The 12,533-nt window shown below is 51.5% G+C and carries 14 protein-coding genes; 2 read left to right on the forward strand and 12 right to left on the reverse strand.

The window, feature by feature from the left end; translation table 11 throughout:
• Nucleotide 1: 1 nt before the first annotated feature.
• Nucleotides 2-877, reverse strand: coding sequence for a carbohydrate ABC transporter permease (locus ACP15Y_RS10975; RefSeq protein WP_424983122.1), 876 nt, complete (start codon nt 875-877; stop codon nt 2-4).
• 157 nt (nt 878-1,034) lie between these two features.
• Nucleotides 1,035-2,324: an ABC transporter substrate-binding protein gene (locus ACP15Y_RS10980; RefSeq protein WP_424983123.1), complete on the reverse strand. Its 1,290-nt coding sequence runs from the start codon at nt 2,322-2,324 to the stop codon at nt 1,035-1,037.
• Between the two features lie 314 nt (nt 2,325-2,638).
• Here ACP15Y_RS10980 and ACP15Y_RS10985 point away from each other — a divergent pair, with 314 nt between their 5' ends.
• Complete coding sequence (locus tag ACP15Y_RS10985; RefSeq protein ID WP_424983124.1) at nt 2,639-3,652, forward strand: LacI family DNA-binding transcriptional regulator; 1,014 nt, start codon at nt 2,639-2,641, stop codon at nt 3,650-3,652.
• Between the two features lie 109 nt (nt 3,653-3,761).
• Here ACP15Y_RS10985 and ACP15Y_RS10990 read toward each other — a convergent pair whose 3' ends face one another.
• Genes ACP15Y_RS10990 through ACP15Y_RS11010 form a run of 5 tightly spaced genes read right to left on the reverse strand, consistent with a single transcriptional unit; the run spans nt 3,762 to nt 7,254 of the window.
• Entirely contained in the window at nt 3,762-4,610 is an 849-nt protein-coding gene (locus tag ACP15Y_RS10990; RefSeq protein WP_424983125.1) for a fumarylacetoacetate hydrolase family protein, read from the reverse strand.
• A 12-nt stretch (nt 4,611-4,622) separates the two neighbouring features.
• Nucleotides 4,623-5,360, reverse strand: a complete 738-nt coding sequence (locus ACP15Y_RS10995; RefSeq protein WP_424983126.1) for an SDR family oxidoreductase — start codon at nt 5,358-5,360, stop codon at nt 4,623-4,625.
• An 8-nt stretch (nt 5,361-5,368) separates the two neighbouring features.
• On the reverse strand, nt 5,369-6,559 hold the full coding sequence (locus ACP15Y_RS11000) for a UxaA family hydrolase (RefSeq protein ID WP_424983127.1): 1,191 nt from the start codon (nt 6,557-6,559) through the stop codon (nt 5,369-5,371).
• The gene (locus ACP15Y_RS11005) at nt 6,556-6,897 is read right to left on the reverse strand and encodes a UxaA family hydrolase (RefSeq protein WP_424983128.1); all 342 of its coding nucleotides are present in this window, start codon (nt 6,895-6,897) and stop codon (nt 6,556-6,558) included. The genes ACP15Y_RS11000 and ACP15Y_RS11005 overlap by 4 nt, the downstream gene beginning before the upstream one ends.
• Nucleotides 6,898-6,924: 27 nt before the next feature.
• Complete coding sequence (locus tag ACP15Y_RS11010) at nt 6,925-7,254, reverse strand: L-rhamnose mutarotase (RefSeq protein WP_424983129.1); 330 nt, start codon at nt 7,252-7,254, stop codon at nt 6,925-6,927.
• 161 nt (nt 7,255-7,415) lie between these two features.
• On the opposite strand from ACP15Y_RS11010, the gene ACP15Y_RS11015 reads away from it, so the two are divergent.
• Nucleotides 7,416-8,471, forward strand: a complete 1,056-nt coding sequence (locus tag ACP15Y_RS11015; RefSeq protein ID WP_424983130.1) for a Gfo/Idh/MocA family protein — start codon at nt 7,416-7,418, stop codon at nt 8,469-8,471.
• Between the two features lie 14 nt (nt 8,472-8,485).
• Here ACP15Y_RS11015 and ACP15Y_RS11020 read toward each other — a convergent pair whose 3' ends face one another.
• The 5 genes from ACP15Y_RS11020 to ACP15Y_RS11040 form a co-directional block, all read right to left on the reverse strand.
• On the reverse strand, nt 8,486-9,256 hold the full coding sequence (locus ACP15Y_RS11020; RefSeq protein WP_424983131.1) for an IclR family transcriptional regulator: 771 nt from the start codon (nt 9,254-9,256) through the stop codon (nt 8,486-8,488).
• Between the two features lie 112 nt (nt 9,257-9,368).
• Nucleotides 9,369-9,845 carry a DUF6151 family protein gene (locus ACP15Y_RS11025; RefSeq protein WP_424983132.1) on the reverse strand — a complete coding sequence of 159 codons (477 nt, stop codon included), beginning with the start codon at nt 9,843-9,845 and terminating at the stop codon, nt 9,369-9,371.
• A 195-nt stretch (nt 9,846-10,040) separates the two neighbouring features.
• A complete protein-coding gene (gene hpaI, locus ACP15Y_RS11030; protein ID WP_424983133.1) occupies nt 10,041-10,844 on the reverse strand; it encodes a 4-hydroxy-2-oxoheptanedioate aldolase in 804 nt (267 codons plus the stop codon).
• 11 nt (nt 10,845-10,855) lie between these two features.
• Complete coding sequence (hpaH, locus tag ACP15Y_RS11035) at nt 10,856-11,659, reverse strand: 2-oxo-hept-4-ene-1,7-dioate hydratase (RefSeq protein ID WP_424983134.1); 804 nt, start codon at nt 11,657-11,659, stop codon at nt 10,856-10,858.
• 1 nt (nt 11,660) lies between these two features.
• Nucleotides 11,661-12,533: a fumarylacetoacetate hydrolase family protein gene (locus tag ACP15Y_RS11040; protein WP_424983135.1), complete on the reverse strand. Its 873-nt coding sequence runs from the start codon at nt 12,531-12,533 to the stop codon at nt 11,661-11,663.

Here is a 12,533-nt window from a genome sequence, read left to right on the forward strand (position 1 = left end):
ATTACCATCTCCTCGTCAAGCGGTGCTGCACAAAGCCAAAGGCCAGAGCAATGCCAAGGAAAATCACGCTCATCGCATTGGCGTGGCCAATGTTGGAGAATTCAAACGCGTTACGGAAAATGTAGGAGGCCAACACTTCTGTTGCGGTGCCGGGGCCACCATTGGTGAGAACATACACCAAGTCGAACACTTTAAAGGCACTGATCACGGTGAGCAAAATCGCGGTCACGATCACATTGCGAATCAAGGGCAATGTAATGTGGAAGAAAGAGCGAATATGTTTACAGCCATCCATGCGGGCGGCTTCATAAAGCTCTTCGGGGATTGATTGCATGCCGGCCAGCAAAATCACCATCATAAAGCCGGTATATTGCCAAGCACCCACAAAGATCACGCCATAAAGCGCGCTATCGGGGTCGCCCAAAATACCATTGCGTGGATGGGGAATATTTAACATCGCCAACCAGTCTTGGATTGGGCCGATATTGGGATCAAGAAACAGGCTCCAGAGCAAGCCGATGGCTGCGGTGGACACGACGATTGGGGCAAAAATAATGGTGCGGTAAACGACCTTGAGACGGCGTACGCCCCGATCGAGCAAAGCGGCGAGCACAAGGCCCATGCCAACTTGTAGCACCACGGACAAAATGCCGAATTGAATATTATTGACCAGCGCCAACCAGAAGGTGTCGTCGCCCCAGATTTCTTGGAAATTTGTAAAGCCTACAAAACGTTGCGGCCCGCCGAAAACCTCTTGCCGAAACAGGGACCATAAAATGGTTTGCATAAGCGGCAAAAAGATAAAGGCACCGAGCAACAAAAGGCCGGGTAGGAGAAGGATAAAGGTTGCACCTAAATCCTTGCGGTTCTTGCCCATTTGGTCGTCCCTCCAAAGCGAAGATGCGAATGGTGTTGGAAATTACGCGCAAATGGCGCGCAGAATTGCAAACAATGTGCTGCAATTTAATGTCTCAGGGCCTGCATTTGAGGCCCTGAGACACCAAGATGAAACCTGCGATCTAAATTAGATCGACTTACATGGCATTCTTGATTTTCTTCGCTTCTTCCTGAACAGTTGCCATCAACTCTTCAGGGCTTGTGCGACCATCAATCACGTCTTGAATACCACGCTTATAAACGTCCACCAGTTTACCATTTAGGTCTACATCAAGGATCGGTGCAAACCCGTCATAGTTCGGCAAATCCGCCACCACTTCTTGAATGGTTGGGTGAACTTCGTCAGCATATTGATCAACATTCGCGCCGTTCAACGGGATACGCGCTGCTTTCACCAAACGCTGTGCCTGCACTTCGTCGGTCAACAACAGTGAAACAAAGTCAGCAGCCAATTCTTTGTGCTCAGATTTTGCACTGATTTGGAAGCCTTCTGTCAGACCCAAAATGTAGTTTTGATTTTCTTTTGGCGCATCAGAAATGGCTGGGAATGGCGCAATTGCATATTTGCCGTCAAAGCCTTGATTGTCGAAGCCAGATGCACACCATGTGCCGCAATAATCTGACATGCCGCCACCTGAGGTAAAGATCGCGTCAGACATATCTGCAGTTGTGGCATTTACGCCAGGTTGGAAACAACCGTCTTTTTCCATGCGGGCGATGAATTCAAGCGCTTTCACATAACCTGGGTCTGTGAACAGCTCGTCTGCATCATTGAGCAAACGCATATCTTTCAGCATGTTCTCTGAACCCACATATTGTGAGGTGATCATAGAAACATAGTGAATGCCGCGCCATTGGTCTTTGTTGCCCAAAACGGTGAATGCTGCACCGCCGGCCATTTCTGGCACTTTTTTACAAGCTTCGAACATTTCATCGCTTGTTTTTGGGAATTCCATGTTGTTTTCAGCAAAGAAATCTTTGTTGTAATACATGTAAACCGCGATGGAGTGTGTTGGCACGCCATAGGCTTTGCCGTCCATGGAGAATGGGCCAAGCATTTCTTCGCCGATATAATCCAACCAGCGGCCTTCGCCCAATTCGCTAACATCCGCAACCAAGCCGTTGCGTGCCAGTGAAATTGAATCTTCAGAACCCCAGTTGAAGAACACGTCTGGACCATTGTTTGATGCCAGTGCGACAGCCAGACCTTTTTTGTAGCTTTCGCCATCAAACGTTTCGAACTTTACAGTCACGCCAGGATGCTCAGCTTCGAACTGCGCAATCACATCTTCCCAGTTCTGGTTCACGCCATCACTGGTGGAAGACAATTCCCATACTTTGAGTTCCTGCGCCAATGTTGGCACTGCAAGCGCCAGACCAAGCCCTGTGGCCAGTGCGGTTGATTTAAGTGTTTTGGATAGCTGCATTGAGTGTCCTCCCATTTGCACAAGTCCAATGTCGACATATGAGCTCTATTCGATCATCTCACATTGATATGGAGAAGCGATAGATTATCTTTAACTCGTTGTCGAACCGTTTCGATAAATTCACATAATCACGCCTGACAAATTCAAGTCAAGCGTAAAGCTAACTATCATATATAAAATTTATTTTCAAATACGAATATCATATTCTTGCTAAAACCCCTACTCACAGGGGCTTGGCTTGCTTGCCATGAAATGAATAATCCGCTATACCTTTAGAAAATAAGCAGATTTCAATTTATAAAATCGGTTCGATAATGACCACTATTCGCGATATTGCTAAAATTGCCGGTGTGTCGATTTCCACCGTTTCACTTGCGTTAAATGATTCCAGACGGGTCAGCGCAAAAACTTTGCATAAAATTGAACAAGCTATTCACGCGACAGGCTATAAGGTCGATCCGATTGCCAGCAGCTTGAAAAGCGGGTCTTCCAAATTGATTGGTGTTGTCGCGGGCGACGTGGCCAACCCCTTTTTTGGCCGTCTGCTTAATCAGATTCAAAGCTGCGCGATTGAAAAAGGTCATTTGGTGATCGTTTCGGCATCCCGCGGCGTTGCCCTACATGAAGGCCAGATATTGGACTTTTTGGCGGGCCAGCGCGTGGCGGGCATTTTGCTTTCGCCACACGGGAAAGACCAAGAGTTCATCGATCATATTAATCGCCTCCGCATGCCCACCGTGTTGTTTGACCACAAGGTGGAAGGGCTTGAAACCGACTTTGTCGGGTCGGACAACAGCTTGGCCAGCTCTATGCTCACCGAACATTTGATCCGCCTCGGCCACACGCGCATTGCGTTGCTGGCGGGTGAGGAAGGCCTTTATTCGGCTGATATGCGGACTGAAGGGTTTCGTGCCACCATGCAATCTGCGGGCATTGATGTGGATGAGAGCTTGGTGGTGGACGCAAAATATGATGGTGATTTAGCTTACGCAGAAACCATGCGCTTGCTCACACGGGCCCAGCCGCCCAGTGCGATTGTTGCGGCCAACAATGTGATGGCGCTTGGCGCCTTGCAAGCCATTCAGAACCTTGGGTTTAAATGCCCCGAAGATATTTCACTGACCTGTATCGATGATGTGCCGTGGTCAGACGTTATCCAACCAAAGCTCACCATGGCTGTTCAGCCGATTGAGGAAATCGGCAAAATTGCCAGCGACATGTTGTTCGAGCGTATCGCATCGCCAAGCAGGATGATTGAGCCGCGCACGGCGATCACCACGCCAAAGCTGATCATTGGCAATAGTTGCTCACCGCCTAAAACACCTTAGGCCACTTCCAAACTTTATAGCTTAATGTGTGCTTGCGTGCCTAAAGGCAAAAGCAATCCCGCTGACCAACTCTGAACGAGTGTGGGAACGGCCAGCGGGGTTACGAGGGTTAGTCTTTTGCGACAACGCAGGTCTGGTGCTGTACGCCCATGCCTTCAATGCCCAATTCCATTGTGTCACCCACCTTCAAATAGGTTGGTGGGGTCATGCCCAAGCCAACGCCTGGCGGTGTACCGGTGGAGATAATGTCGCCTGGCTGAAGGCTCATAAATTGTGATACATAAGACACAAGTTCCGCCACGCCATACACCATGGTTTTGGTGTTGCCGGTTTGGCGGCGCTCGCCATTAACATCGAGATACATGTCGAGATTTTGCGGGTCGGCCACTTCATCGCGCGTCACCAAATAAGGGCCAATTGGTCCAAAAGTGTCGGCAGATTTGCCTTTCACCCATTGACCTTGGCGCTCAATCTGAAACTCGCGTTCGGACAGATCATTCACCACGCAATAGCCGGCCACATAGTCCATGGCGTCAGACTGTTCCACATATTTGGCGCGCTTGCCAATCACGACACCCAATTCCACTTCCCAATCAGATTTTTTTGATTTGCGTGGAATTTCAACCTCGTCATTTGGGCCGCAAATGGCTGACGTCGCCTTGAAAAACATCACGGGCTCGGAAGGCACTTCCATGCCAGATTCCGCTGCATGGTCAGCATAGTTGAGGCCGATGCAGATGAATTTGCCCACATTACCCACGCAGGCGCCAATGCGTTCATTGGCGTCCAATTGCGGCAAATCAACATAGTCCAACTGCGAAAGTTCATTCAGCTTTTCATCAGAAAGCGCTTCACCCGCCACATCATCAATATAGGCAGATACGTCATAATATTCGCCATTCGGCCCCAAAAGAGCAGGTTTTTCCTGGCCCGGTTGGCCAATGCGTAAAAGTTTCATTTTTGTTATTCCTTAGATCGTCCAGCCGCCATCGATGACGTGAATTTGTCCTGTGGTGTACGCGCTATCATCGCTAGCCAAATAAGCCACAAGTGCCGCAATTTCATCTGGCTCACCAATGCGCCCCATGGGCTGACGTGCGATAAATTGCGCTTTTGCCGTTTCATAATCGCCTTGCGCAGCCAAGCGCTGTTCCAGCGATGGCGAATGCACTGTGCCGGGGCAAATTGCGTTACAGCGAATATTGTCTTTCACAAAGTCAGCCGCAACGGATTTGGTCAGGCCGATCACCGCCGCTTTGGATGCACCATAGGCAAAGCGGTTTGGCACGCCTGTGACGCTGGAGGCAACAGAAGACATATTGATGATGGAGCCGCCGCCATTTTTGATCATGTTCGGCAACAGCGCCTTGATCATTTGATACATGGCCGTGACATTGAGATTGAATGAGAAGTCCCAATCCTTATCGTCACACTCCAAAATATTGCCATTGGCCACAAAGCCAGCGCAGTTAAATAGGACATCAATGTTTGGATATTCCTCCGCAATCGCCTTGATTGCCTCCTTATCCATCACATTGAGCACTTTGGTGGCGCAGCCTGTTTCTTCCGCCAAAGAGGCCAAGCCCTCTTCGTCAATATCGGTGGCCAGTACGGTGGCATCTTCGTCCACCAAGCGTTTTACGCTGGCGCGGCCAATGCCTTGTGCCGCTGCGGTGACCAGGCAAAACTTGTCTTTTACGCGTTGCATTTTAACTCCTATGCGGCCGGCAAACAGGCCGGTCCAATCGGTTCAAAACTCTTATAGGTGAGAATAAATTCGGTGTGGCCCAGCGCCTCAGAGCGTGTCATTTCGCCATCGCCCACCTGCGCCACAAGATCAACAATCTCTTGGCCCACCTCATCAAGGCTGGCCTCATTGTCCAAAATCTTGCCTGCGTTCACGTCCATATCGTCGGCCATGCGTTTATAGGTGAGCGGGTTGGCGCACACTTTCACCACGGGTGAAATGGCGGATCCCACAACCGAACCGCGACCCGTGGCAAATAAAATCACATGCGAGCCGCACGCGATCAGCTCAACAATCTCAGCATTGTCGACAATGTTGGGGAAACCAAAGCGCACTTCACCATCTGGCACCACGTCCAAAAGATAAAGCCCGCCTGAGGGCGGAATGTCACCTGGCTTGATCAAGCCGGAGATGGTCGACGCGCCAGATTTGGCGTAAGCGCCCATGGATTTCTCTTCAATGGTCGAAAGGCCACCATCGGCATTGCCCGGCGCGAAACTTGGATAGCCCAGCACCTCGTAGTAACGCGCTGCCTTTTCGATGCTCTGCACCAATTCCTCAGCTAGCTCAGGAGTTGCCGCGCGTTTCGCCATATGCGGCTCGCATCCGATCAACTCGCCGGTTTCTTCAAAGATGCAAGCCGCACCTTTGTCCACAAATTGGTCAAACGCGCGGCCAATTGCAGGGTTTGCGGTGAGGCCACTGGTGCCGTCAGACCCGCCGCAAATGGTGCCCACCACCAGTTCCGACCAGTCCATATCGACCGTTGGTGCCTCTTTCAAATCCTGCAATTGTTGCTCGACCCATTCGATGCCTTTTTGCATGGTTTTGCCGGTGCCGCCTTCGCCCTGAATGGTCAGCACTTCAACCGGACGCCCAGTTTCGGCCACAACATCTTTCAGCTTTAGCTTGTTGAAGCCCTCGCATCCGAGAGAGACCAGCAAAACAGCGCCCACATTGGGGTGGGTGCAAAGTCGTTCCATCATGGATTGGGCATATTCGTTGGGATAGCACCCGGGAAAACCGATCACCTGCACATCTTGTGGCGCAAAGCGCTGCGCCACTTGCCGCGCCACATGGTGCGCGCATTCAACCAGATATACCACTGTGACAATGTTGCGGATGCCTTTGCGGCCGTCGCTGCGTAAATAGCCCTTCATGAGATAACCTCTTTTCTGGTGCCTGTCGTCACGGTGTTAGCCATATAGGTGCTTTCAATATTGTGCACATGCACCAATTGGCCCTTGGTGATATGTTGATTGGCCACGCCAATCACGGCGCCATATTTTAAAATATGTTCGCCTTGTTCGATGTTGCGGGCCGCAATTTTAAAGCCCATGCCCGCCTGTTGGTCGAGTTGCGCAAGCTCGCCATCAATCATCAGCATTTCGCCCGCGCGAATGGGCCGGGCCACGCCAAATATATTGTCGTTCGGGTCCAGCAATATCAGTCGTGGATCATATTCGCCCATTGGGGCTGTGTTATTTTTATTGGTCATGAATAGACTTTCGATCCGCAAGGTGGATTATGGATGGTAGAAGACTTGCTCCATAGATGCCCACCATTCGTCTTCTTGTTTGCTCTCCAATGGCTTTTGACACGGAATGCACAATTCCCACCATTTTTGGGTGATGGGCATGTCGGCCATTTTCTTCATGTCGGCGGCAAAATCGCTGCCCACATATTCCCAATAGCCGAACAGCAAATTTTCTGGTTCGCGCAGAAAAATGGAATAGTTGGTGACGTTGCAATCGCTCAGGCTTTGCAAAATTTCCGGCCACACATCTGCGTGCAGTTCTTTATAGCGCGCAATAAATTCAGGCCGCACACCGATCACCATTCCCATGCGTTCCATTGGCTGCTCCATTGGATTGATTTTTCCCGCAAACTAAACTTGATTTTTTTATATGTCAAAAGTATTTTTATAAATGAAATTAACTTTTGGGGTGCATTTACCCCCTTGCTCGGCTAATTCTTCAAGATCGCCAAATCAAAAAATGGCGGAAAGGTACTCCCATGACGCTTATGCAAAGCTGGCCAAAACCATCGCGCACCACCCCCACCGTCATCATTGGCGCGGGCAGCATTGTGGTTGATGCACATTTGCCCACCTATAAAAATGAAGGCATTCCGGTGGCTGGCCTGTTCGATTTGAATCAGGAACGCGCGCAGGAAGTTGCATCCGAATGGGGTGTGGACAAAGTGTTCACAACGCTTACTGAGGCCATGCAGCACGGCACCGACGTGATTTATGATTTGGCCTTGCCCCCTGCGGCCATTGCCGAAACGTTGCGCCATGTGCCTGAGGACGCCACGGTACTGATTCAAAAGCCAATGGGATCGAATTTCGATCAGGCGAAAGCGATTTTGCAGATTTGCCGTGATCGCAATTTGAAAGCGGGAATCAATTTTCAATTGCGGTTCAGCCCACAAATGCTGGCCGTGCGTGACGCGATTCAGCAGGGTGTTTTGGGTGAGTTGCTCGAAATTGAAATGCACCTCAATTTGAAAACGCCATGGGAGTTATGGCCTTTCCTTGAGGGTCTGGAGCGGATCGAAATTGCGGTGCACTCTATTCATTATCTAGATTTGATCCGGTCGCTGGTGGGCACGCCTAAAGGCGTGTTTGCGCGCACAATGGGCGATCCGCGATCGGCCAATATGGCGCAAACACGCACTTCTGCCATTTTGGATTATGGCGACAAGCTGCGCTGCACTCTTACCCTAAATCATAACCATGATTATGGACGTAAGTTTCAAGAGTGCTTGTTCCGCTTTGAAGGCGATAAGGGTGCGATCGTGACCCAGATCGGCGTTAATCTGAACTATCCAAAGGGCGAGCCAGACGAATTGTGGTTGGCGACAAAAGAGCAGGAATGGCAGCAAATCCCGCTTGAAGGATCTTGGTTCCTCGACGCGTTTTCCGGCATTTTCCGTAATGCGCAGCGCTTCCATATTGGGGAAGATGAGACGCTGGAAACCTCGGTAGAAAACTGCATCGACACAATGGCATTGGTGGAAGCGTGTTTTGAGGCCAATGAATTGCCATCCCACCCGCTTCCAGAAGCTTGAGCCACGCTTACGATTTAAGTGAGCGCCCGTGCTGGGCCGCCCAATTGCACTGAAATGCTTTCAGCGGCGGCCAGCAATTCCTGCAAACATTCCTCTTTCGGCATACCGCCTTGCAAGCGCTCCATATAAGGTATGGTCAGCGCTGCGGTGGCAAAGCCATCAAAGCCCAATATCGGGGCACTGATATTTTCGATGCCCTTCACCACAAGGCTTTCCAATTGCTCATAGCCTTGGCTGGCAATCTGGTTCAGTTCGGTGCGCAATTGTTTGGCAGGCACTTTATCAGGATGAGGAATGCTGGCGATTGCCTTTTCGCGCACTTCCGGGTCGGAATGCGCCAGAATCACCCGACCAGATGAGGTGCGCCAAAATTCGATCCGCGCGCCCATGCGCACGCTCAACACATTATTGCCGGGGTTGTCCACCTGCCCCACAATCACGATGCTATCGCCAGAACGGACCCCCAAATGACAGGATTGGTTGGTTTGCGCGGCTAAGCGCTGCATTACAGGTGCGGCCGCCACGGTCAACCGCTTTACGATGGGGATACGATGGGCCAATTCAAACAGGCGTGTGGTGAGGTAATAGCGGTCGCTGGTTTCATCCAGCGCGATCAGCCCACGCCGCCGCAGCACCACCAGCATCCGGAAAATTTCACTGACAGAGCGATCCAGACGTTTGGCGATTTCACCTTGGGTGAGGCTTTCCCCTGCCTCGGCCAATGTTTCAATAATGTCGAGCCCTTTATCGAGCGCTGGCGCGTTATATTTCTCCGTACCGCTCATTGGCTACCTCCCCAAATAAATCTCGATAAAGCTAAGGGAGAAGTTAAGGCAAAACAATGCAATAGGCGTTTTTTACACGCAAAAGTGGATTTTACACATGCAATTGGCGCCCTTAAAGTTCAATTTGCCGATCGACAAATGTGATCTTAGGCGATTTGAAGCCCATCTTTGCCCATGCCCACAATAGCTTGGCCATAAAACCAGCTGAAAATGATTTAGCACGTTTTGACGTTACGGTACCGGCTGGCCACAAAATCCCGTAAACACTGGCCCAATGGCCCGGTCCAAAATCGAGGAACATCGGTGTGTTGCAGCACGTGGCGATGATGCGACGGGTGGGGCTATCTTCCTTCAGGCGAAACTGCGCCAAATGCTCAGCGCCCTTTTCGCAATTGATATAATCTTTGCGATAAAGCTCGAAATGCGTCGCGCCGTGCGAATTCAAAATTGTAGGTGCGCCATCCAAAGCCTGCATCTTCGCACCCGCCGTGCGGCAACTGCCGCATCCGCAATCGGCGCTGGCCATTTCCTTGCCCTTTATGCTCAACTGCACGTTGCCACATTGGCAGGACAAAATTTGGTTTTGCATCTCAATTTACTCCCACAACCACAAATAAAGCGGTTGTAACATTTAAAGCGCCGCTAAGCGACTACAGGTGAGTAGGGCAAAGCCATGTTTGGTATTTCAAACAAATCGAGCTGCCCACCCAGAAATGTAAATTTCGAAAAGCTCGCGCGCAAGTTTGCCCTGCTCGTCTGATTGGCAGGGCATAGCTTTAGAAAACTAGTAGGTCTTGTCACCTGCAGGTGCAGCATGGCCCGCACCTGTAAACTCTTCCGCCAGCTTGCTGGTGGCACCGGAGAAAAGGGTTACATCCGTGCCCACCGCCACAAAGCGGGCGCCTTGGTCTAGGCAAGCGCGCGCAAAAGCTTTGTCGGCGCTCAGAATGCCTGCGGCTTTACCTGTGGCAGCAATCCTTGCAATACCGTCAAGCACCGCGTCTTTCACTGTCTGCTCGCCGGGGCGGCCCAGATAGCCCATATCTGCTGCCAAATCAGCAGGGCCGATAAAGATGCCGTCCACGCTTTCAACCTGACCGATCTCTTCAATCGCCTCAACGCCGACTTGGCTTTCCACCTGTACAATCAGGCAGGTTTGATCATTTGCCGTTTGCAGATAATCGCCAATGCGGTTGAACTGCGATGCCCGGGCCAGCGCTGCGCCAACGCCGCGCACGCCAGCAGGCGGATATTTAATCGCGCGCACGAGTTCTTTTGCCTGTTCAGCACTTTCCACCATCGGCACCAAAATATTTTGCGCCCCAAGGTCCAGCACTTGTTTGATCAACCAGGTTTCGCCAATCGGCACCCGCACCACCGGGTTCACCGGATAGTTGGATAAAACTTGCAGTTGGCCCAAAATAGATTGCAGATCATTGGGGGCATGTTCACCATCGATCACCAGCCAATCAAAGCCGGCCCCCGCGCAAATTTCAGCCGTATAAGAATTGGCAAGGCCCATCCAAAGCCCAATCTGCTTTTCGCCATTCAGGATGGCGGCTTTAAATTTGTTGGTGGGTGCTGGCATGTTGATGTTCCTTATTCGAAAAAAGTGCTGACAGTGCCCAAGGGGCCGAAGTCTGCCATGATGGTGTCGCCATGGCGGGTTTCCACGGGGCGGATGAAGGAGCCGGAGAGGATAATCTCACCAGGCTCTAAGCCAATGTCAAATTGCGCCAGCCGCTTCACCAGCCACACAATGCCCATGGCTGGGTGATTCAGCACCCCCGCGCCAAGACCGGTTTCTTCCACCACGCCATTGCGTTGCACGATGGCGCCAACCCAGCGCAAATCCACCTCGTCAACCCGCATGGCACGGCCACCTAACACCAGCCCGGCATTGGCCGCATTATCTGACACCGTGTCGACAATGGTGCGCATTTGCCCGGTTTCGGTATCTTTGCGCACGACCCTCGTGTCCAAAATCTCCAGAGACGGGATCACATAGTCCGTGGCGTTCAGCACATCGAACAGGGTGACCTTGTCGCCCTTGAGCGGTGCTTTCAAAATAAAGGCGATTTCCGCTTCAATACGCGGCTGAATAAATCGATCTTTTGGCACTGTCGCGCCATTTTCAAACGCCATATCGTCAAACAACACGCCTGAATCCGGCGTGGTGATGTTCAATGCCGCCTGCATGGTTTTTGACGTGAGGCCGATTTTCCAGCCAATGCGTCGACGCCCCAACCCATATTTATGGGCCACCCAGGCATCTTGCACCTTATAGGCATCGGCCAGTTCTGCCTCCGGAAACCGCTTGGAGATCAGCGGAATTTGCTGCCGCGTTTCCTCGGCGTTATGCAGTTCTTCCGCCAGCTTTTTGGCATCATTATCACTAATCATTTTAATCCTCATCCCGCACTGTGTTGCGCAACAGGCCGATGCCTTCGGCTTCCACTTCGATCACATCGCCAGGCTTCAGCCATTGTGGCGGGTCAAGCCGGGCGCCTGCGCCTGTTGGTGTGCCAGTCACGATCACGTCGCCGGGCACTAGGGTGGTGAAGGTCGAAATATAATTGATCAATTTTCTAAAGCTGAAAATCATACGTGAGGTGCGATCATCCTGACGGACTTCGCCATTCACTTTGGTGGTCAGGCGCACATCGGCCAATTGCTCTTCGCCTTCAAACGGCACCAACCAAGGGCCGATTGAGCCCGTATCGTCGAAGTTTTTACCTTGGGTCACATTGAACTTGGCATGGCGCACCCAATCGCGAATGGTGCCTTCATTGCACAAGGTCAAGGCCGCCACATGGTCCAGCGCGTCTTCTTCAGCAATGTGCCGACCGCCTTTGCCGATCACTAACACGATCTCGCCTTCATAATCCAATTGTGGCGAAGCGTGGGGGCGTACCAAGGCTTGGTCATGGCCAGTGAAGGAGCGTGGGAACCGGATGAAAAGTGACGGGTTTGGCGGTGCCTCTTGCCCGTCCTTATATTCTTCATTTCGGTTAAGGAAGTTTACGCCCACACAAATCAATTTCTCGGGGTTTTGGATCGGAATTTCGTTTGAAATCTCATCCAAACCAAAATCGTCCGGCTGGCCCTTTGCAGCCTCAACCAGTTCAGGCAGCGCGCCCGCTTCGATCACTTCACGCAACCCCGCATATTTGGTGCCAAAGCGGGCAGAAAGGTCCACCACGCCTGTGTCGGTGATGGCCCCATAGCCCAGCTTGTTGTTGCGCTTAAAGGTGGCGATGCGCGCCCGATTGGTCAT

It is taken from the genome of Maritalea sp. S77 (assembly GCF_049801075.1).
In the GTDB taxonomy this organism is placed as follows: Bacteria; Pseudomonadota; Alphaproteobacteria; order Rhizobiales; family Devosiaceae; genus Maritalea.